1 protein-coding gene (cut by a window edge) is annotated in these 26,110 nt (G+C 38.9%); it reads right to left on the minus strand.

What is annotated here, in order from left to right; genetic code table 11:
• Window positions 1–26,110: the 3' portion of a non-ribosomal peptide synthase/polyketide synthase gene (locus SFA27_RS23155; protein ID WP_407295229.1), read on the minus strand. It continues 18,059 nt past the right edge of the window; 26,110 of the gene's 44,169 nt are visible here — the last part of the coding sequence; its start codon lies beyond the right edge, outside the window; the stop codon is at window positions 1–3.

Raw genomic sequence — 26,110 nt, forward strand, 5'->3', positions numbered from 1 at the left:
TTATTCTCCAATTGTTTTATTAATAATATCAATGATTTCTTCTTCTTTCTCCAACATAAACTGGTGTGTGGCATCAATAGGATATACTGATAACAACTTCTGATCTTCTATGACTGAGTCTACATTATTGTATGTACAGCCCATTATATAGTTGTTAAATGATTCATCAACTCCATCTCCGCCTAACATGGCTTTTAGTAAAACTACTTTTGTAAAGCTTAGATTATTAGAGACTCTTTCTCTGGCAATGGTGAATTCTGCTGACATAAAGCTCTTAGTCGCTATAAAACGGCTGTGATCTACAGGAACCTCCAGTTTGCTGCTCAATTCTTCATCTGAAGGGAATGAAAGGAAATTGACCAACTGCTGATCTGAAGCGTAGAAAATGGTATCTAGCAGATAAACTTTGATCTTTTTACACCCTCTTTTTTCAAGCTGGGAAGCAATTTCCAAAGCTATATTTCCTCCAAGAGACCAACCAAGCAAAATATACTCTTCCTGTTGAGTTTGTTGTTGTATCCGTCCAATATGATCCAGATAATACTCTGCAAGCTTGTTCAGATTATCAATCTTTTCTTCATGGTAGAGATTATAAGAATCCACACCATAACAGTCATAGTTTGTTTTCAACCGTTCTGCCAAGGACTGATATACTTCACTTCCTCCATTCCCTGGGTGAATAAGGAATATATTCGGATTGTTATTAACTGCATTCAGAATGGATACAGTTCTGTATTCTTTGCCATATTTTCCAATAAGAGCAGCTAGTTTGCTGATTGTTCTTTCTTTGAAAACATCTACAATCTTCACTTTAACATCTAATACCTGCTGTATTTTGCTAATCAGCTTTATAGCCATGATACTGTTTCCTCCCAATCTGAAGAAATCATCATGAATACTGATAGATTCAGGACCAAGGTTTAATATTTCACCGTAGATTACCGCCATCTGTCTTTGAAGTTCATTTTCCGGAGCGGCATATTCTGATATTCCTGTAAATTCAGGTTCTGGAAGTTGTTTTCTATCCAGTTTGCCATTAATAGTTAATGGTAAGGCCGTTAAATGAACAAAAACATTCGGCACCATATATTCCGGAAGTGATTTCAGCAAGAATTCTGACAATTGGCGTGGATCAATTACCGAATCGGAAATATAGTATCCGACAAGGTATTTCATATTTCCTTTGTCTTCTTTCACTACAACTGCAACCTGACGAATACCGTCATATTGAAGCAGAGTATTTTCAATTTCACCCAGCTCAATTCTATGACCGCGAATCTTTACCTGGAAGTCATTTCTTCCTATATATTCCAAGTCTCCATTGGCTAATCTGCGAACCAAGTCTCCCGTTCTGTATAAACGGTTGTTTTCTCCTCTTTCCTTTTGGTCTTCCGTCTGGAATGGGTTTAGCATAAAGCGTTCTTCAGTAAGCTCAGGTCTGTTCAGATAGCCTCTGGCAATACCCGCTCCTCCAATATACAGCTCTCCTACCGCTCCTGTTGGGACAAGACGACATTGATTATCAAGAATATATAAACTTGTATTCGCAATAGCTCTACCAATATTCAACGGGTTTTTATCTTCCTTATAATGATGAAGCGTAGCACATACTGTTCCTTCTGTTGGCCCATATTCATTGATAAGGGTAATGTTATTAATATTTTTATCCAGAGCCGGGAAGCTCTCTCCTCCTGCATGAATCAATTGTAAACTTGTTCCGTTATCTACAACATCCCTCAACAAGACTGGTGGAATAAAGGAAACCTCTATAGTATTAGATTTGATATACTCATTAAGTTCATTTACTGAGGTTCTAAGCTCATTACTATATAACCAAAGGGTGTTTCCGTTGCATAAAGACGGGAATGTTTCATATACAAAGGCATCAAATACATAATTGGAGTACACTCCTACATTTTGATATTTTTCAAGCTGATGGATATCTGTCATAGCATCAATCAGGTTGATAACTCCTTTATGTTCAATCATTACTCCTTTTGGAAGTCCTGTAGTTCCGCTGGTGTAGATTACATAGGCTAAATGGTCTGCAGATACTTGGGTAACAGGATTGTGAGTCTCTGCTGTTGCCAATTCCTCAATTAATTCTCTATCATTCAATGAAACAAGGTTCAATTCTAAAGAAATCTCGTTGAATTTGCCTCTTACTTCTTCCTGAATAATGATAACCTCAGCTCCTGTATCTTTTATAATATGGTTGATTCTTTCTGCGGGATATGAAGGATCCATCGGTACATAAGCTGCACCGGCCTTTAATACGGCAAGGGTTGCCACTAGCATATCTTCGGATCTTTCAAGGCATAATGGTACCAAATCATCAGGCTGCAGCTGGTATTCTTTGATCAGGTAATTTGACAACTGATTGGCCTTTTCATTCAATTCTCTATAGGATAGTTTCACATTCTGATATACCAAAGCTGTAGTATCAGGCGTTAGGGAAACCTGAGACTCAAACTGTTGATGAATTGTTGTTTGATCCTGATATTCTTTTCGGTTATCATTTAAGAGTTCTGTGATCTCTCTTCTTTCTGTTTCTGACAGAAGAGGTATTTCTCCTATTTTCAAGTCGCTAGCATCGGATTTTCCAATCTGTAAAATCTGAGTTAACAGATATTGATAGGTTTCTGCTATACGGTTTATGGTCTCTTTTTTAAATAGAGACGTTGCATAGTTGAAGGTCATGTGAACTCCCTCAGGACTTTCATTAATCATGGTTGTAAGATCGAATTTCGCGGCCTGATAGTCTACATCACCATCAAAAGGCTGGAAGACCATCTCTTTTTCCTGAGTTGCAGTATCTCCACCATGACTTGTCTGAAGACCAAACATCACCTGAAATACAGGATGTCTTGAAGTATCCTGTTCTACACCTAGCTCCTCCACCAGTTTCTCAAATGGAAGATCCTGATGTGTCTGGGCATCTGTCACTGACTTTGACACCTGCAGAATGAAGTCCCTGATATTTTGTTTAGGATCAATTTTCTCTCTTAGTGCCAATGTATTCACAAAGAATCCGATAAGGTTTTCAAGGCCTGCATAATGACGGTTGGCAATAGGACTTCCTACTATAATATCTTCCTGGTCTGAGTAGACAGAAAGAGTGAGATAATAACCACTCAGCATTACATTGTACAAGCTTACTCCAAGATTTTTAGAAGTTTCTTTAAGTCCTAATGCTGTTTTTTCTGGGATATTAAACCTGATAGTATCTCCTTCATAAGAAATTTCAGCAGGTCTATGGAAATCTACAGGAAGATCTAAACTCTGATAATCATCAAGTTTTGTTTTCCAATAGTTAATTTGATTATCAAGGCGTTCTCCTGTAAGATAGTTTCGCTGCCATAATGCAAAATCCTTGTATTGGATCTTTAATTCGGGAAGTTCTGGCCGTTGTCCTCCAGCAATAGCATGATAAGCTTCTGCCACTTCTTTCAGGAATATATCTGTAGACCATCCATCAAAAGCAATGTGATGAATAACTACTGACAGATAATTGATTTTCTCTAAAGTGAAAATATTGATCGCAACAGGAATCTCTTCTTCCAGATGGAATACTTTATGAGCACTTTTGTTTACCTGCTCCTCCAACTCTTCCCTGCTTCTGACTTCTATAGTTCTGATTTCCGGAAGAAGATCGGTAACTACCTGATAACCCACTCCGTTTTCTGTAGTCAGAATGAATGTACGAAGTACTTCGTGGCGTTGTATTACTGTTTCTAAAGCTGTGCATAAGGACGGAATATCAGTTTTTATACTTAGAGTAACCGTCATTGGAATATTATAAGCACTGCTTCCGCCTTCATAGGATTCTATAAACCAAAGTCTTTCCTGAGCAAAGGACAGTCTTTGATCTTCCGGGTTATCTACTTTTAAAGGAGACAGGGTTATCTGATCCTCTAAGACATTTTCTGACAAAGCTCCAGATAAAGAAGCCACTGTTTTATGATTGAATATCATAGCAACGTTAGTCTGCATATCTAATGTCAGTCTGATTTTACTGATAAGCTTTATGGCCATGATACTGTTTCCACCCAATCTGAAGAAATCATCATTGATGCTGATATAATCTGGGTTAATTCCCAATATTTCTCCATAAATGGTACAAAGCTTTTCCTGAAGGTCATTCATTGGGGCCGTGTACTCATTACCTCCTGTAAATTCAGGTTCAGGTAACTGTTTTCTATCAAGCTTACCATTGATGGTTAATGGTAATGATTTTAAGTGAATACAGGCAGAAGGAATCATATATTCCGGTAATGTTTCCGATAAAAATGCGGTAAGCTTTTCTATCTCTAATGCTGTATCTGAAACATAATATCCGGCAAGATATTTCATTCCATTTGTATTATCCTTAGCCAATACCACAGATTGTTTTATTTGCGGATATTGAGAAAGTCTGTTTTCTATTTCTCCCAGTTCTATTCTATATCCCCGAATCTTTACCTGAAAATCGTTACGACCCATATACTCTATGTTTCCATCCGCTAAATAGCGAACTAAATCTCCGGTTTTGTATAAACGTGCATTTTCTCTGTTTTTTTTCTGCTTTTCTGTCTGATAAGGATTATCAACAAATCGCTCTTTTGTAAGGTCTTCTCTGTTCAGATAACCTCTGGCGATTCCTGCACCGCCAAGATATAGTTCTCCAATTGCTCCTACAGGAAGTAAACGACTATTTTCATCCAAAATATAGGCTGTGGAATTCCCTACAGGACGGCCGATAAGCTGTACATCACCATGCTCTACTTTTTTATAAGTTGCATAGATCGTTGCTTCAGTTGGGCCATACAGGTTATAAAGTTGAGTATATTCTGACCAGTATTTACCGGTTTCATATTCACAAGCTTCTCCTGCATACAATAATCCTTTAAGGTTTGGGTATTCTATGCGTGGCAATACAGAAAGCATTACTGGTGGTAAATAAGCATAATCTATTTCATGGGTCAGCAGGTATCTGCTTATTGAATCTGCATCCTTCTTTGTTTCTTCATCCAATACATGAAGTTCATTTCCGAACAGCAGAGTATTGAAAAACTCAGACACTGAAACATCAAAAACATATGAGGTATAAGCTGTTATCTTTTGTTCTCCAATGAAACCGTAGGCTTCTCTTACCTGATCTACAACATTGACTACATTTCTATGTTCAATCATTACTCCTTTCGGAAGCCCCGTGGTTCCACTGGTGTAGATCACATAGGCCAAATTTTCCGGAGTTACTGAGGTAACAGGACTTTTTGATGACATTCCAGCAACAGCTACCTGTAAATCAATATCATCTAAGGAAACAATCTCAGTATTATCCAGTATTTGCGCTTTATATTTTATACTTTCCTGGCTTATGATGATTTTAGCATTCGTGTCTTTAAGAATATGCTCTATTCTATCTGTGGGATATGAGGGATCTATTGGAACATATGCCGCTCCGGATTTTAATACTGCCAGAATAGCGATCATCATATTTTCTGAACGTTCCAAACATAGTGGAACAAGATCATCCGGCTGAAGATTGTAGGTTTGGATCAGGTAGTTGGCTAAGCGGTTTGATCTGTGGTTCAGTTCTTCATAAGATAATCGAATATCTTTGTAAACCAGTGCAATATGATTGGCTGTTTTTGTGGCCTGCTCTTCAAATCGTTGATGAATTGTTGTATAAAATGAAGGATCCAAATCTATTGTATCATTCCAGGAATGTAATAATTCTGATTGGCTATCAGAAATATATAAAATTTCATTTGAATTCATATCAGAAACTTTTATGATCTGATCCAACATCAAATTCATTCCTTTTACCAAATCTTCTATTGTTTCGGATTCAAAAAGAACACTCTCATAGTTCATTTTAAGGGTTACACGATCTCCTTGCTCCGATGCCATTATACTTAACGGATAATCCAGTTTTTCAACGGAATCTTTGAATGCAAAACCTAATTCATTGCTTCCTTCTCCTTTTGGAACAGGATAGTTTTCATATACAAATAAGCTACTGAATATTCTTCGTCCATCCCGTTGAAGGGTTGCCAAATTGATATCACTGTGGGTATTCAGATCACTGATTCTGTTCTGAATTTCCATGATATGATCTATGATACGCCCATCTGCATGATTAACAATTAACGGCAGGGTATTGATATACAATCCGGCTGATGTTTCTATACCATCAACAGGTAAGCTTCTTCCTGAAACAGTGGTTCCTACTACTGTTGTCTGCAATCCGCTGTACAGCTTTAACTGGCTGTGCCATAAGTACTGCAATACTGCATTCACTGTTAATCCATGAGCTTTTGTGAAGTCTTTCAGATTGTGGTATCTGTCTCCGCTGATCAGCATAGTTACTTTCTGATGATCTTTGATATGACGATAAGTTCCTAAGTCTATGTGTCTTTGTTTTTCTTTTACAAGACTTTTCAGGTCTTCCTGATCGTCAAGTAACATCATATACCTATCCCAGAAGCTGCGCCCTGCTTTTTTGTGGGCCTGTAAATATTTCTGGCTGTCGGCATACGCATGATCTATTGACAGTACATATTCTTCATTATTAAGCTGGCTCAGATAAGCCTCATGAACAGTATTCATCATTACAGGCATACTCCAGCCATCCAGTATCGCATGGTGATTACTGAACAGACAGCTATAATATTCCTCATTTCTTTTGAAAAGATAGACTCTGAACAGATTTCCTTTAGTAAGATCATATCCTTCTAAACGATCATTATGAGTAATTTCTTTAATCAGTTCTTCCTGTGTTTCTTCAGACAGGGCGCTGATATCCTGATATCTCCAGTCTAGTTTTCCTTTTTTGTCTATGACCTGTACAATTTCTCCATTCCAATCGAATCTGAGTCTCAGGGATGGGTACTGTGCCTGGGTTAGATTCCAGGAATTTTTTAGTTTTTCTGTATTTATTTTAGCACGATACTCCCACATCAGCTGTACTCTGTAGGCATCATCTGTCTCTCCCTGGTTCAGGGCATGATATACGAATCCTTCCTGTAAACTGTTCGCAAGGTACACTCCTTCTATCTCACCTTTCTCCTGAATGGCTGAAAGCTGAAGTTTTTCCACTACATGATCTACATCTGATGCAGTAAGATAACTTCTGCTTTCTTCTGAAAGGTTCTTAATAATAGATTTCAGGTTCTGTTTGAAGCTTTCGGATAAGAGTGTAGTATTTTCTGCTGAAAGGTATCCTGAGATTCCGAAGCGAAGCTGTCCGTCAACCACTGCACCGTTGATGCTTACAAAATGGCTGTCACGGTTGGAAGCACCAACTCCCGCTCCGGTATCTTCTGCCGCGATAAACCATGTTTTCTCACCGGATACATCCTCTTTGTCAAGCTGTCCCAGGTAGTTGAAGCTAATCTTCGGTAATTCACGGTTTATATATCCCACCAGACTGCCATAGCCGATTCCATTATTCGGAATGCTTCTCAAAGATTCTTTGGTCAGGATAACTGTATCTTTTGATGATTTTCCTGTTTCCAGCTGTACCGGATACATGGTGGTAAACCAACCCATCGTCTCAGTGATGTCTAGCTGGTTGAATACTTCTTCACGGCCGTGGCCTTCCAATAGAATGGCATGGTGCTCATCTCCGGTGACATCAGTAAGAGCTTGTGATAAGGCAGACAATAGCAAATCATTGATCTGGGTATGATATACATGATGTACTCCACGAATCAGCGTTCCGGTGGATTCTTTATCCAATTGAAGATGACCATGATGATATTCATCTGTAATCAGTTTAGATAATGTTGAATTGCTTTCCTCAACAGTATCAGCGATATGATTCCAATACGTGGTTTCCTGATCTCTGGATTCCGGATTCTCTTTTTTATAGTTTCTGATGGCTTCTACCCATTGACGGTAGCTGCTTCCTTTCTGAACCTGATAGTTTGCTCCTTTTTCAAGGGTCTGATAGATATTCTTCAGGTCTTCGGTAAGAATTCTCCAGCTTACAGCATCAATAATAAGGTGATGGAAAGCAAAGAATATCCTTGCACTTCCATCCTGATAACCGTTGATATATCCTATCTGATATAACGGTCCGTTTTCAATATCGAAATGCGACTGCCAATCTGTGAATATAATAGCAAGCTCTTCCGGTTTCAGACCAGAAGCATTGAGATAATTGATTTCAGGCGCATTCTTTCTTGATTTATATTCCTGAGTCTGTCCGGTATATCCTAATCTGAATGCATCATGCTTCATCAGCAACTGTTCTATAGCCTGTTCAAAGAGAGCTTTATCAAGTTCCGGAACATTGATTAAAAATGCTTGATTCCAGTGGTTAAATTCCGCAAGATAACCGGATTCTTTTTGTTCAAAGAACCATTCCTGTACCGGCAGAAGCGGAACTTCTCCCGTCAGGATTCCCTGTTCGGTAAGAATATTGGCTTCACTTCCTTGTTTCTTGTCTTCTATAAGTTGGGATAACGAGGCTACTGTTCTGGCAGTAAAGACTTCTTTCACGCTTAGTCTTACTTCTAACTGCTGGCGAATCTTCCCCACCAACTGAATACTGATAATACTGTCTCCTCCTAATCTGAAGAAGTCATCATGAATGCTGATAATCTCTGAATCAAGTCCAAGCACCTCTCCATAAATCTGGCAAAGTGCGGCCTGAAGCTCTGTTTCAGCGGCTATATACTCTTTTCCTCCAGTAAATTCAGGCTCAGGTAATGCTCTTCTGTCTAATTTACCATTAATGGTAACCGGAAGTTCAGCCAAATGAACAAAAGCACCTGGGACCATATATTCCGGCAGAAATTCTGATACATATTCAGAAAGCAGGCTGGCTTCAATCGCTGAATCGGAAGCGTAGTAAGCTGCCAGGTATTTTAAGCCTGATTTATTTTCTCTTGCTAAAACTGCTGCCTGACGTATATCTGCAAATTGGAGTAAGGTATTTTCAATCTCACCCAATTCAATTCTATGGCCACGGATCTTCACCTGGAAGTCATTTCTACCTCTGTATTCCAATTCTCCGTCAGGAAGCCAGCGAACTAAGTCACCGGTTCTGTATAAGCGGCTGTTTTCATTTCTTTCTTTCTCTCCTTTTGTCTGGAATGGATTTGCCATGAAACGTTCTTCCGTAAGTTCAGGTCTGTTCAGATACCCTCTGGCAATGCCTGCTCCACCGATAAACAACTCTCCTACAGCTCCTACAGGAACAGGGCGATATTGAGCATCAAGAACATATAAAGTTGTATTAGCAATAGCCCCACCAATATTCAACGGGTTTTTATCTTCTTTGTAATCATGAAGAGTGACACATACAGTTCCTTCTGTTGGCCCATATTCATTAACAAGGGTAATATTTTCAATATTTTTATCTAATGCCGGGAAGCTTTCTCCTCCTGCAAATATCAGTTTTAAACTTGTTCCGTTCTCCACAATTTCTCTCAATAAGACAGGTGGAATAAATGAAACTTCGATGGCATTGGTTTTAATATAATCATTAAGCTCACTCACTGAAGTTCTAAGCTCGTTATTGTATAACCATAGGGTATTTCCATTGCACAATACAGGGAATGCTTCATACACAAAGGCATCAAATACATAATTGGAGTAGCATCCTACTTGCTGATATTCTTCAAGCCGGTGTGCTTTAATCATTGATCTGATGAGGTTTATTACTCCTTTGTGTTCAATCATTACTCCTTTAGGAAGTCCTGTAGTTCCACTGGTATAGATTACATAAGCAAGCTTCCCTGAATGAACTTCTGTAACAAGATTGCCAGTCACTTCTGTTTCAAGTGCTGCTTTAAGGGTAATATCATCCAGTGAAATGACTTCTATATTATGCAGTTTCTCTGTTGTACTTTCCTGTGCAATGACCAATTTTGCCTGGGTATCTTCCAGAATATGCCCTATTCTATCTGCAGGATAGGACGGATCCATTGGAACATAAGCAGCTCCCGATTTTAATATCGCAAGGATTGCAATCAGCATATTTTCTGATCTCTCAAGGCATAACGGTACCAGATCATCTGGCTGAATTTGATACTGATGGATCAGATGATTTGCTAAGCGGTTCGATCTCTCATTAAGTTCACGATATGAAAGTCTGACATCATTGTATACCAAAGCTATGGTATCAGGATTTTTTTCAGCCTGATATTCAAATACCTTGTGAATGGTCATTTCTGATGGATAATCTTCCTGCGTGGCATTCCAATCTGCTATGATCTGCTGAGTTTCCTCTTCTGATATCAGTGAAAGATTACGGATTGGTGTATGATCCGGATTGGTTTCTATGATCTGATCCAAAAGAAGCTGATAAGAACCTGCCATTCGGGTAATAGTTTCTTCTTTAAACAACGCTTTTGCATAATTGAACATGATTCGGAGGGTTTCTCCATTGTCATCAATCATCGTGGTGAGATCAAATTTCGCTGCTTTATAATCTACTTCTCCTGCAAAAGGATGGAATAATGCTTCATCTTTATTGGCTTTAACGTCTCCATCCGCACTTTGAAGTCCAAACATCACCTGGAAAACAGGGTGTCTTGAAGTATCCTGCTCCACTCCAAGCTCATCTACCAGCTTTTCAAATGGAAGATCCTGATGAGACTGGGCCTCATTTACTGATTTTGATACCTGACGAATGAAATCACTGATATTCTGTGCAGGATCTACTTTTTCTCTTAAAGCTAATGTATTGACAAAGAAACCGATAATATCCTCAAGACCTGCATGGTGGCGGTTAGCAATCGGGCTTCCCACCACAATATCGTCCTGCCCGGAATAGACAGACAGCATCAGATAATAGCCTCCCAGCATTACGCTATACAGACTTACGCCTAACTTTTGGGAAAGGGCTCTAAGCTTTTGCCCCTGTTCTGCACTCAGATTGAAATATAAGTTTTCTCCTTCGTAGGATATTTGATTGGGCCTTTTGAAATCTGAAGGTAATTCCAGATTCTGGAAGTCATCCAGTTTATTTTTCCAATAATTGATCTGATTTTCAAGCCGTTCTCCTGAAAGATACTCTCGCTGCCATAATGCAAAGTCTTTATATTGAACTTTTACAGGGGGAAGTTCCGGTTCTTTTCCTTCAACAAGGGCAAAATAAACGGAAGCTACTTCTTTTAAGAAAACATCTATAGACCATCCGTCAAAGGCAATATGGTGAACAACAATAGACAGATAAATATGTCCTGCAAGTTTGAAAATATTGATTTCTACAGGAATCTCCTTATCCAGGCTGAAAACTTTATTCACACATTTATTGATTGCCTTTTCCAATTGTTTCTCATTGCTTATTTTCGATGTTTTAATCTTGGGAATAAGGTCTGTAACCAATTGATATCCTACTCCATTTTCAGTGGTATGGATCATTGAACGAAGTATATCGTGTCGCATTATCACCCTTCTCAAAGATTCCTCAAAAAGGTTCAGCTGAATACGATCATCTATTCTTGTAATGATTGGAATGTTATAAGCACTGCTTCCGCCTTCATAGGATTCTATAAACCATATTCTTTCCTGAGCGAAAGATAATCGTTGTTCTTCAGGGGAATTAACTTTGGCTGGAACTATGTTTATTTGATTTTCGTTATGATTTTCATGAGATAAAGCATTGGAAAGGGAGGCCACTGTTTTATGATTAAATACCATTCCTACATTGACCTGTATATCCAGATTCTGTCTGATTTTACTGATTAGTTTAACGGCCATAATACTGTTTCCTCCTAATCTGAAGAAATCATCATGAATACTGATGGCTTTAGCATTGATTCCCAATACTTCACTATAAATTACTACAAGCTGCTTTTCAAGCTCTGTTTCAGGTGCTCTATAGTTTTTGTTTCCTGTAAATTCAGGTTCAGGTAACGCTTTTTTATCCAGTTTACCATTGATGGTTAACGATAAAGAAGTTAAGTGAACAAATACTCCGGGAACCATATATTCTGGTAATGATTCTGACAAATATTCTGACAACAAAGATGAATCTATCTCATTTTCAGAAACATAGTACCCTACAAGATATTTTAACCCGGTTTTATTTTCTTTGGCTAAAACTGCTGACTGGCTGATTCCAGGATAACCAAGCAATTTGTTTTCAATCTCACCTAATTCAATTCTATAACCACGGATTTTCACCTGGAAGTCATTTCTTCCAATGTATTCCACCTCTCCATTGGATAGCCAGCGTACTAAATCTCCGGTTCTGTATAAACGTCCGTTCTCTCCTTTCTGTTTCTGATCTGCTGTCTGGAAAGGATTGATGATGAAACGTTCTTCTGTAAGATCCGGCCTGTTCAGGTATCCTCTTGCAATTCCGGCTCCGCCGATATACAGCTCGCCTACAGCTCCCAAAGGAACAATACGGCGGTATTTATCCAATACGTAAGCTGTCATATTCCCAATCGGTCCTCCGATATTTACAGGGTTTTCATCTTCGTTATAATGATGTAGCGTAGCACATACCGTAGTTTCTGTAGGGCCGTAAGCGTTGATCAGATCAACTCCATATTCTTTGTATGCGGCCATAACCTGTGGATTGGTAACGTCTCCTGCTACCACAAGTTTCTCTAATGGTAAAATATATTCTCTGGTTAATAATACCGGTGGAATGGTTGCTATGCTGATGCTATTTTCTTCTATGTAATCTTTTAAAGAAAACAGATCTGTCTGAAGTTCTTTTTCTAAAATATAGATGGTATGTCCATGGGTAATGGATGGGTATAATTCCCAGACATGAGCATCAAATACATAGTTTGCGTACCACAGACTGTTCTTTTGAACTCTGTTTTCAAGCAAGCCAAATTCTTTAGCTTCCTGATGAATCAGGTTGGATACATTTCTGTGCTCAACCATTACGCCTTTAGGCAGCCCGGTCGTTCCACTCGTGAAAATAACATATGCTAAATTATTGGGTTGAGTATTGGTAACAGGATTATTAATTGATTCTGTTTCAAGCGTTGCTTTAAAGGTAATCTCTTCTAAAGAGATCACATCTGCTGCCAGGTTTTTCAACTTTTCTGATGTACTTTCCTGGCCTAAAATCAGCCTTGCTCCGGTATCCTGAAGAATATGTTCTATTCGCTCTATAGGATAAGAAGGATCCATTGGAACATACGCCGCTCCGGATTTTAAGACCGCTAAAATAGCAATCAGCATATTTTCGGAACGTTCTAAGCATAATGGTACCAGTTCATCCGGCTGAAGATTATAAGTAGCTATCAGATAGTTTGCTAATCGGTTTGATCTTTCATTCAGTTCCTGATAAGAAAGCTTAATATCTTTGTATACTAAAGCTGTACGGCCAGGGGTTCTTTCAACCTGGCTTTCAAACAGGTTCTGAATTGTTTTTTCTGAGGGATATACATTCTCTGTTGAATTCCAACTCTGCATTAATTTGAATTGCTCTTTTGAAACATAAGAAAGCTGACCGGATGTAATTTTCCAGTTTTCCAGCATTTGAGCCAAAATATTCTTCATCCCCTCCATCAGATTCTCCATTGTCTTTTGTTCAAAGAGGGCTCCTTCATAATTGATCTTCATAATTACGCTTTCACCGTGTTCAAACGCCATGATTCCTAATGGGTAATCTAGTTTTTCTACTCCGCCTTTGAAGGCAAATCCTACTTCATTGCTATCTTCTCCTGCTTCAGGTACCGGATAATTTTCATATACAAATAAACTGCTGAATATACGGCTTGAATCCTGATTAAGCTCAGCAAGACTCATATCACTATGGGTATTCAACTCGCTCGCTCTTTGCTGAATATCTGAAATAACATCAGCTACCAAACCTTCTTTATGCTGTACAATCAATGGAAGTGTATTGATGAATAGCCCTGCAGAAGATTCTATCCCATCTACAGGCAAACTTCGCCCGGAAACAGTGGTTCCTACAACGGTAGTTTCCACTCCACTGTATATTCTCAATTGATTATGCCACAGATACTGGAGAACAGCATTTACAGTAAACCCGTTTTCAGTCGTAAATCTTTTCAACTGCTGATATTCTTCCCCTGTTACCGTCATCGTCACAAGGCTATGCTCTTTGATCTGACGATAAGTTCCTAAATCGATATGCTTTTGAGAATTTTTAATCAGGCCGCTCAGGTCTTCCCGATTTTCAAGGGTTCCCATATAATCTTTCCAGAAGTTTCGGCTGATATCTTTATGCTGTTGAAGGTATTTTTGAGTATTGACATATGCCTGATCGGTTATCCACTCTGATTGCTGATCTTTTATCAAACTCAGGTATATATCGTGGATTCTTTTCAGAATTATAGGCATACTCCATCCATCCAGTATCGCATGGTGATTACTGAACAGACAGGTATAATGTTTCTCTGAACGTTTGAACAGGTATATTCTGAACAATCCGCTTTTTGAAAGATCATATACTTCAAAACGGTCTTTCCCGGTAATTTCCTGAATCAGTTTATCCTGCTCTTCTTCATTTATTCCGGTTATATCCTGATAGCGCCAATCCAGCGGACTTTCTTTATCAATAACCTGAACAATTTCTTCACTCCAGTCAAATCTGAGTCTCAATGCAGGAAACTGCTGCTGAGTATGTGACCACGCTTCTTTAAGCTTAGTTGTATTGATCTCAGCAAGATAATCCCAGATTAGCTGTATACGGTAAGCGTCATCTTTATCTCCCTGACTCAATGCATGATATACAAACCCTTCCTGAAGACTATTAGCAAGATATACACCTTCAATCTCATTTAATTCCTGAAGATTGAAAAGCTGCTTATCGCTTATAATATAATCTACATCTGACGAGGTAAGGAAGCTTCTTGTATTTTTAGACAATTCATCAATAATGGTAACAATCTGATTTTTAAAATTCTGAGCAAACTGCGTTACCTGCTCCTGCTCCAAATGGGCTGAAATTCTAAAACGAAGTTCTCCATCTACAACAGCCCCATTGATTCCGATAAGATAGCTACCAAGGTTAGATTCTCCAATGGAAACGCCACTATCTTCAGCAGCAATAAACCAAGTTTTTTCTCCTGAATTTTCTTTCTGATCAAGCTGTCCAAGGTAGTTGAAACTCACTTTTGGAAGTTCCTGATCCGTATAACCTACCAAGCTTCCATAACCAATACCATTGTTTGGAATGCTTCTCAGTGCTTCTTTGGTCAGAATTACAGTATCATTCACATCTTTTCCATTCTCCAACAATAATGGATACATAGAAGTAAACCAACCCACTGTTTCTGTAATGTCCAGATTACCAAATACTTCTTCACGCCCGTGGTTTTCCAGTAAGATAGCATGATGAACATCTCCTGTCAGATTTCCAAGTGATCTTGCTAATGCAGACAATAGAAGATCGTTGATCTGGGTTTGATATACATGATGGCTTCCTCTGATCAGTTTTTCAGTATATTCTTTATCCAGAGCCAGAATATCATGGTTTTGTTCCTGAACAGAAATCGCTTCCAATGAATTATTGGTTTGGTTAACTGTTTTTGTAATTCTGTTCCAGTACGATAATTCCTGATCTCCTGCTTCTGAGTTTTTGGATTTATACCCTTTTATGACTTCTGCCCACTGGCGGTAGCTGCTTCCTTTCTGTATTTTATAAGTCCCTCCTTTTTCAAGAGACTGATACATATTTTTTAGGTCTTCTGTGATGATCCTCCAGCTTACCACATCTATAATCAGGTGATGGAAAGCAAAGAAAATTCTGGCTGTATGATCTTCATATCCTGTAATATAGCCTATATGAAACAACGGACTTTTTTCTATATCAAATTGTTTTTGCCATATTGTCAATATTCCGGATAATTCATCCGGATGTATTGATGAAACGTCAAGATAACTGATTTCGGCTGCAGCTTTCTGGTCTCCATATTCCTGGCTGTAAGTCCCGTTTTCTTTTGGATACTGCATTCTGAATACATCATGTTTATCAATCAACAATTTGATGCTTTGCTCAAAAATTTCTTTATCCAATTCCGGAACATTCAATAAGAACGACTGATTCCAATGGTTAAAATCCGGAAGATATCCAGATTCTATTTGACTGAAGAACCATTCCTGAATTGGTAAAAGCGGAACGTTTCCGGTAAGAATTCCCTGTTCGGTAAGCAGTTCAATCTGTGTTGCAGATTTCTTTTCTTCGATAAGTTTTGCTAATACTGACGGAGTTCTTGATGTAAAGATTTCTTTTACATTGATTCTTATATCCAAGCGTTGCTTTATTCTCCCCACCAGCTGAATACTGATGATACTATCTCCTCCTAACCTGAAGAAATCATCATGAATACTGATGGTTTTAGCATTGATTCCCAATACTTCACTATAAATTACTACAAGCTGCTTTTCAAGCTCTGTTTCAGGTGCTGTATAGTGTTTGTTTCCTGTAAATTCAGGTTCAGGTAACGCTTTTTTATCCAGTTTACCATTGATGGTTAATGGTAAAGACGTTAAGTGAACGAATACTCCGGGAACCATATATTCTGGTAATGATTCTGACAAATATTCTGACAACAAAGATGAATCTATATCATTTTCAGAAACATAATAACCTACAAGATATTTTAACCCCGTTTTATTTTCTTTGGCTAAAACTGCTGACTGGCTGATTCCAGGATAACCAAGCAATTTGTTTTCAATCTCACCTAATTCAATTCTATAACCACGGATTTTCACCTGGAAGTCATTTCTTCCAATGTATTCCACCTCTCCATTGGATAGCCAGCGTACTAAATCTCCGGTTCTGTATAAACGTCCGTTCTCTCCTTTCTGTTTCTGATCTGCTGTCTGGAAAGGATTGATGATGAAACGTTCTTCTGTAAGATCCGGCCTGTTCAGGTATCCTCTTGCAATTCCGGCTCCGCCGATATACAGCTCGCCTACAGCTCCCAAAGGAACAATACGGCGGTATTTATCCAATACGTAAGCTGTCATATTCCCAATCGGTCCTCCGATATTTACAGGGTTTTCATCTTCGTTATAATGATGTAGCGTAGCACATACCGTAGTTTCTGTAGGGCCGTAAGCGTTGATCAGATCAACTCCATATTCTTTGTATGCGGCCATAACCTGTGGATTGGTAACGTCTCCTGCTACCACAAGTTTCTCTAATGGTAAAATATATTCTCTGGTTAATAATACCGGTGGAATGGTTGCTATGCTGATGCTATTTTCTTCTATGTAATCTTTTAAAGAAAACAGATCTGTCTGAAGTTCTTTTTCTAAAATATAGATGGTATGTCCATGGGTAATGGATGGGTATAATTCCCAGACATGAGCATCAAATACATAGTTTGCGTACCACAGACTGTTCTTTTGAACTCTGTTTTCAAGCAAGCCAAATTCTTTAGCTTCCTGATGAATCAGGTTGGATACATTTCTGTGCTCAACCATTACGCCTTTAGGCAGCCCGGTCGTTCCACTCGTGAAAATAACATATGCTAAATTATTGGGTTGAGTATTGGTAACAGGATTATTAATTGATTCTGTTTCAAGCGTTGCTTTAAAGGTAATCTCTTCTAAAGAGATCACATCTGCTGCCAGGTTTTTCAACTTTTCTGATGTACTTTCCTGGCCTAAAATCAGCCTTGCTCCGGTATCCTGAAGAATATGTTCTATTCGCTCTATAGGATAAGAAGGATCCATTGGAACATACGCCGCTCCGGATTTTAAGACCGCTAAAATAGCAATCAGCATATTTTCGGAACGTTCTAAGCATAATGGTACCAGTTCATCCGGCTGAAGATTATAAGTAGCTATCAGATAGTTTGCTAATCGGTTTGATCTTTCGTTCAGTTCCTGATAAGAAAGCTTAATATCTTTGTATACTAAAGCTGTACGGTCAGGGGTTCTTTCAACCTGGCTTTCAAACAGGTTCTGAATTGTTTTTTCTGAGGGATATACATTCTCTGTTGAATTCCATTCTTCAGCAATCTTTTTATTGTCTTCTGCAGAAATTAAGTTTAATGCACCTAACCTGATATTTTCCAAATTGATATCATCAACACCGAAAACCTGATCAAGAAGATATACATAAGAATTGATCATGTTACTAATCGTTTCTCTTGAGAAAAGGGTTTTGGCATAATTGAAGAAGCCTTTTATCGTTTCTTCTCCATCATCAATCATAGCCGTAAGATCAAATTTGGCCACCTGATACTCTGTCTTTCCTTCAAAAGGATGGAATAATACGTCTCTGCTATCTGAATTTCCTCCAAAGCTCTGCAATCCAAACATCACCTGGAAAACAGGATGGCGGGACATGTCTTTTTCTATTCCCAACTCTTCTACCAACTTTTCAAAAGGAAGGTCCTGATGAGACTGTGCTTCTGTAACGGACGCTGATACCTGAAGAATAAAATCTTGAAGGTTCTGCTCCGGATCTATTTTTTCTCTTAAAGCAAAGGTATTGACAAAGAATCCGATAATATCTTCGAGTCCTTCGTGATGACGGTTGGCAATAGGGCTTCCTACCAGAATATCATCCTGACCGGAATAGGCTGACAACATCAGGTAATATCCGCTCAGCATCACGCTGTATAGACTTATTCCCAGCTTTTTAGATGTATTTCTAAGACCAGCAGCTACTTTTTGATCAATGATAAAATCAACAGTATCTCCTTCATAAGAAACATGAGCAGGCCTTTTATAATCTGTTGGAAGATTCAGAGTCTGGAAATCATCCAGTTTTCTTGTCCAATATCCAACCTGGCTGTCAAGACGTTCTCCAGAAAGATAGGTTCTCTGCCATAATGCAAAGTCTTTGTACTGAATCTTTAATTCCGGAAGTTCATAATCCTGATTATTAACTAAAGCATGATAAATTGTTTGTAACTCTCTCAGGAATATATCAGTAGACCATCCATCAAATGCAATATGATGAATAACTACGGTCAGATAATGATCGCTTTCTAATCTGAAAAGGTTGATGGCTAAAGGATACTCTTCATCCAGACGGAAGATCTTGCCTGAAGCCGTATTTACCGCCTCATTCAGTTCTTCTTTTGAATAAACGTGACGGGTATGAATTTCAGGAGCTTTGTCCATTACAATCTGATATCCTTTTCCTTCATCTGTGGAACGGATAATGCTTCGTAACACTTCATGGCGCATTACGATGGTTTCAAGGGCTGTGCATAGCTTCGGAATATTGACTTTTGCATCAAGACGAACAGCCATAGGAATATTGTATGCATTGCTTCCGCCTTCGTAGTTTTCAATAAACCAAAGCCTTTCCTGGGCAAATGAGAGCCTTTGTTCTTCCGGAGAAGATACTTTTACAGGAACAATAACTTCCTGCTCATTGACATTTTCACCAGCTAACACATCCGAAAGAGAAGCTACTGTCTTATGAGCAAATACAACGGTTACATTTACTCTTATATCCAACACTCTTTTGATATTGCTAATCAGCTTGATAGCCATGATACTGTTTCCTCCCAATCTGAAGAAATCATCATGAATACCAATGCCTGAAGCATTTAATCCAAGAACATCCCCGTAGATCTGACATAGTTTTTCCTGCAGTTCATTTTTAGGAGCTGTATAAGTTTTTTCTCCTGTAAAAGCCGGTTCCGGAAGTGCTCTTCTGTCTAATTTACCATTGATGGTTACCGGAAGGGATTCCAAATGCACAAAGGCAGCAGGAATCATATATTCTGGTAAGGCTTCGGAAAGGAATGCTGTAAGCTGATCCGGTTCTATAGCCATTTCTGAAACATAATATCCTACCAGGTATTTCATTCCTGCATTATTGTTCCTGGCCAATACTACAGATTGTTTGATACCAGAATATTGCAATAGCGTGTTTTCTATTTCACCCAATTCTATTCTGTAACCACGGATTTTCACCTGGAAGTCATTTCTTCCAATGTATTCCAGTTCTCCATTGGTATGATACCGTACTAAATCTCCCGTTTTGTAAAGGATTCCATTTTTCTCTTTTTCTTTTTGTTCTATGGTCTGGAATGGGTTGCTGATGAAACGTTCTGCTGTAAGCTCAGGTCTGTTCAAATATCCTCTGGTAATTCCTTCTCCACCAATATAAAGTTCCCCAATCGCCCCTACAGGCACAGGATGAAGATAATTGTTTAATACATATACCGTGGTATTGTTAAGCGGTCGTCCAATATTGGTATTCTTTCCTTCGGGATTAACAATTGATGTGATAGTAACTTCTGTAGGCCCATATGAATTGACCAGCCTGAAGTTTCTTCCGCTTAATTTTTTAAACAGATCAGCCGGCATCGCTTCTCCCCCAGAAATCAGAGTACGCAGATTCTTAACCCGGGTAAAGTCTATGCTTTGTAATACCGTTGGTGTAAGATGTATATAAGAAACATTATGCTGATTAAGGGTCTGTATAAACGTTTCTTCGTTGAGTATCTTTTGATTTTTAATAAATAATAAACTGTTTCCTTTCAATATTGCAAGCAATATCTGCTGGATAGATGCATCAAATATGTAGTTGGCAAACTGAAGAATTACTTCCTCATTTCCTAGCTGATAACGGGAGAACAGATCCTCAATAAGATTGATAACTCCATTGTGTTCCGCCATTACTCCTTTTGGCAATCCTGTAGTTCCACTGGTGTAGATAACATAGGCAAGGTTGTTTGACTTAGTCTGAGTGACAGGATTTTCAGCCCCTGAATGTTCCAGTCTATCAAATATTTCTTGGCTATCCAGCAGAATTGTTTCTGCCATTCGGGACATTTGCGGATTTTCTCCTATTTCTTTCTGAGTAAGGAGGATTTTTGCTCCGGTATCATGAAGAATATGTTCAATTCTATCAACCGGATAGGTTGGATCCATCGGAACATAGGCTGCACCGGCTTTTAAAACAGCCAGAATAGCGATCAGCATGTGCTCTGAACGTTCAAGGCATAACGGAACCAGATCATCAGGCTGAAGATCATAAGTTTCAATAAGATAATGAGCCAGACGGTTTGCTCTTTGATTTAGTTCCCGATAGGAAAGTTTTATATCCTGAAAGATCAATGCAGTATTATCCGGAGTTTTTTCTACCTGTTCTTCAAACATTTTATGAATGGTATATTCTTCAGGATAAGCTATTTCTGTAGCATTCCAATCTATTGTTACCTTCTGATGCTGTTCTGAAGTAAGGTAGGACAGTTCTTCTGATTTGATATCGGAAGATTTCAGGAGCTGTTCAAGAACTGTTTCCATTCCCTGAAGCAGCTGCTCCATCATTTCATTTTCAAATAAGAAACTGTCATATTTGATTTTTAACAGTACCTCATCTTCATTTTCATAAGCGACAATTCCTAATGGGTAATCCAGTCGTTCCACGGATTCTTTTAATACAAATCCTAATGTTTTCAGCTCATTATCATCCTCTCCGTTAGGTACCGGATAGTTTTCATACACGAATAAACTGCTGAAAATTCTGCGTCCATCATGCTGAAGACTTGCCAGGTTGACACCGCTATGGGTATTCAATTCACTGATTCTGTGCTGAATTTCTGCAATACTATCTATTACTTTGCCATCTTCATGGTTCACAATCAATGGCAATGTATTGATGTAAAGCCCTACAGAGGATTCTATTCCATCTACCGGAATGCTTCGTCCTGATACAGTTGTTCCTACAACAGTTGTTGCACTATTGCTATATAAGCTAAGCTGTTTATGCCATAAGAACTGGAGTACAGCATTGACTGTAAGCCCGTTATCAGAGGTGAATTTTTTCAGGTTTTGATATTGCTCGCCTACAATCAGCATCTTCACTGCCTGATGGTCTACAATATGCTTATATTCAGCAAGATCAATATGTTTCTGGGATTCTTTAACCAGGCAATTCAGGTTTTCCTGATCTTCAAGAAGTCCCATATAGTTTTTCCAGAAGTCTCCGTTCCTGTTTTTATTCTCCTGAAGATACTTTTGCGCTTCGGCATAGGCTGTATCCAGAGCCGGAGAAAGAGTATTTCCTTTGATTAATGCGAGGTATGCTTCATGAATCATCGTAAGGAATACGGGCATACTCCAGCCATCAAGAATAGCATGGTGATTGCTGAACAAACAGGTATAACGTTTGTCTGAGCGTTTGAACAGGTAGACTCTGAACAAACTTCCTTTGGACAGATCATATATCTCAAAACGGTCTTTTTGAGTCGTTTTTGTAATTAAAGATTCCTGATCCTCTTCAGTCATGTCCTGAATATCCTGATAACGCCAGTCCAATATTCCTTTTTTATCAATAACCTGTACAATCTCTTCACTCCATTCAAATCTAAGTCTCAGTGTCGGAAGCTGTTTCTGGGCATATGACCATGCTTTTTTAAGGAGATCAGGGTTGATTTCAGCAAGATAATCCCATACAATCTGTACTCTGTAAGCATCATCTTTATCTCCCTGACTTAAGGCATGATATACAAATCCTTCATGTAAACTGTTGGCAAGGTAAACGCCCTCAACTTCTCCTGACTCCTGGATTTGCATCAATTGTTCTTTTCCAACAATATTTCCAGTATCTGACGGGGTAAGCCAGTTTCTTTTTTCGGTTGTTAATTCATCAACCGTTTGTTGAATGTATTCTTTCAGTCTTTCTGCCAGAAGATCAATCTGATCCTGTGAAAGATATCCTGAAATTCCGAATCGAAGCTGTCCGTCTGTAATGGCTCCGTTCACCGTAATGATATCATTATCACGGTTCTTGTCTCCCATAGATTTTCCGCTGTCTTCTCCGGCAATATACCAGGTTTTCTCTCCTGTACTTTCTTCCTGGTCAAGCTGTCCAAGATAATTGAAACTGATCTTTGGAAGTTCTCTTTCTGTATATCCAACAAGGCTTCCGTACCCAATTCCATTATTTGGAATGCTTCTCAGAGATTCTTTGGTCAGAATTACAGTATCTTTTACATCATTTCCTGACTTTAGAAGAAGCGGATACATAGAAGTAAACCAACCAACAGTTTCTGTAATATCCATATTTCCAAATACATCTTCACGCCCATGCCCTTCAAGCAGAACAGCATGAGCTGATACTCCTGTAAGGTCTGAAAGCGCAGAAGCCAGTGCAGACAAGAGTAGATCATTGATCTGGGTATGGTATATGTGATGTACTTCCCTGATCAGTTTTTCTGTATATCCTGCATTCAGAATAAGGCTGGAAGAATGATATTCAGGAGAAGATAATGCTGTGAGAATAGTATTGCTCTCTGCAACCGTATCTGTAATGGCTCTCCAATAAGAATGCTCCGTTTCTCTGGATTCCGGATTATCAAGCTTATAGGTTTTTATGGCATCAATCCATTGACGGTAACTGCTTCCTTTTACAGGAACTTCAAGGGTATTTCCTTTTTCAAGGGTTTGATAAATATTTTTTAAGTCTTCGGTAATAATTCTCCAGCTTACAGCATCTATGATAAGGTGATGAAGACCAAAGAAAATCCTTGCGCTTCCATCTTCATAGCCAGCTATATATCCAATCTGGAATAATGGCCCTTGTTCTATATCAAACTGAGCCTGCCATTCCGTAAGGATACCTGAAAGTTCTTCCAGTTGTGCTTCTGAAGCATCCAGGTACTTTATTTCCGGTATCGTATTGATTCCGTATTGCTGAGTGTATTTTCCGTTTTCTTTCGGATAGTGAATTCTGAAAGCATCATGTTTTTCGATAAGCAATTTTACACTTTGCTCCAGCAGATTTCTGTTCAGTTCAGGAACTTTAATCAAAAAGGATTGATTCCAGTGATTCAGATCTCCAACATAGCCTTCTTCTACCAGTTGGAAGAACCATTCCTGAATTGGAAGGAAAGCTAAATGTCCTGTCAATTGTCCTTGTTCTGTCAGAATACGGGTTTGCTCTTCTTTTGCTTTGTTTTCGATCAATTCAGAAATATTCTGTACTGATTTTGAAGCAAATACATCTTTAACACTGATTCTTCTCTCTAAGCGCTGTCTTATTCTGCTGACCAGCTGAATACTGATGATACTGTCACCTCCTAATCTGAAGAAATCATCATGAATACCAATACCTGAAGCATCCAGGCCAAGGACCTCACCATAGATCTGGCATAATTTCTCCTGAAGCCCATTCTGCGGAGCAGTGTATTCTTTTCCTCCTGTAAATTCAGGTTCGGGGAGTTGTCTTCTATCCAGCTTTCCATTGATGGTCAATGGTAATGAAGTTAAATGAACAAAGGCTGCCGGCACCATGTATTCCGGTAACACTTCGGATAAAAATGCTGTGATTTTCTCTACTTTCAAAGCAGCATCAGAAACGTAATACCCTACCAGATATTTCATTCCTGCTTTATTTTCTTTGTCAAGAACTACGGCTTGTCTTATTTCCGGATACTCCAGCAATCTGTTTTCTATTTCTCCCAGCTCAATTCTGTAGCCACGGATTTTCACCTGGAAGTCATTTCTTCCGATGTATTCCAATTCTCCATCAGGCAGATAGCGTACTAAGTCTCCTGTTTTGTAAAGAATTCTGTTTTTCCCACTTTCTTTTTGTTCTAAAGTTTGGAAAGGGTTCTTTATAAAGCGCTCGGCTGTCAGCTCTGGTCTGTTCAGATATCCTCTGGCGATTCCCGCTCCACCTACATACAGTTCTCCAACAGCTCCAACAGGAACGGCACGAAGATGATTATCAAGTATATACATCGCCTGATCAGGGATGTTTTCTCCAATCAGAGAGGCTTTATTCAGATCTTCTGCACTTAATTTTTTATAGGTAACATGGACGGTAGTTTCGGTAATTCCATACATGTTAATCAGTTCAGGTTTTGAACGATAACGCTCATACCATGGTTTTAAAGAGGCAAGATTTAAAGCCTCTCCTCCAAATACTACATAACGTAGTTCTGCCAGTTGTTCTTCACGTTGAAGGGCTATATCAATAAACTGATAAAAAGCAGTTGGCGTCTGATTCAATACAGTAAGCCCTTCTTTCAGGCATAAGCTGAAGAATAAGTTGGTATCCTTGGTCTGTTCTGAAGACGGCACTAAAAGTTTACCTCCGTATAGCAGCGCTCCCCAGATCTCCCATACACTGAAATCAAATACATAGGAATGGAATAAACTCCAAACATCCTGATCGTTAAACTGATACCAATGATCAGTTGCACTGAAAAGACGCACCACGTTTCGGTGTTCCTGCATTACACCTTTAGGCATTCCGGTTGTTCCACTTGTGTAGATCACATAAGCCATATGATGGGGTTCTGCCTGAGTTACCGGATTGGAAATACTGCTGTTTTGAAGCGTTTCCACTACTTCCGGACTGTTTAATATAAGCATGGCTGCAGCGCCACCGCAAGCTTCTTTAACACTTTGGGCTGAACTATGGTGTGCCAATACTATTTTTGCCCCCGTATCATCAAGAATATGTTTAATTCTTTCCACCGGATACGAGCTATCCATTGGAACATAGGCTGCTCCTGCTTTTAAAACAGCCAGAATAGCCACCAATATGTCTTCGGAACGCTCCAGACATAATGGAACTAAATCATCCGGCTGAAGGTCATAATTTTTAATCAGATAGTTCGCCAAGCGATTGGACCGTTCATTAAGTTCTTTATAGGATAATCTCGCCTCCTGATACACTACAGCAGTATGATCCGGAGTTTTTTCAGCCTGTGCTTCAAATAAGCCATGAATGGTATTCTGATCTGAATAATACGTTTCAGAAGCCCATAATTTTGATACGGATTGCTGTTGTTCCTGAGAAATAAGGGCTAGCTGTGCTAATGTAAACTCTTGTTTTCCTTTAGTATCTGCTATCTGTTCAAGCATAAACAGATAGGAATTCATCATATTCTTAACTGTTTCTCCGGAGAAGATTGATTGAGCATAGTTGAACATTCCATGAATGGTCTCATCACTATCATCAATCATCGTGGTAATATCGAATTTAGCGACTTCATAATCCATTTTTCCTTCAAAAGGATGAAGGATTGACTGATTACCGGAAAGGTTTTCTCCAAAGCTTTGAAGACCAAACATCACCTGGAATACGGGATGACGAGAAGTATCTTTCTCTACACCTAGTTCCTCCACAAGTTTTTCAAAAGGAAGATCCTGGTAAGCCTGTGCTTCAGTTACTGAAGTGGCTATCTGCCTTATAAAATCGTTAATATTCTGCTCCGGATCAATTGTTTCTCTTAAAGCT

It is taken from the genome of Chryseobacterium sp. HR92 (assembly GCF_045689405.1).
Taxonomy (GTDB): domain Bacteria; phylum Bacteroidota; class Bacteroidia; order Flavobacteriales; family Weeksellaceae; genus Chryseobacterium; species Chryseobacterium viscerum_A.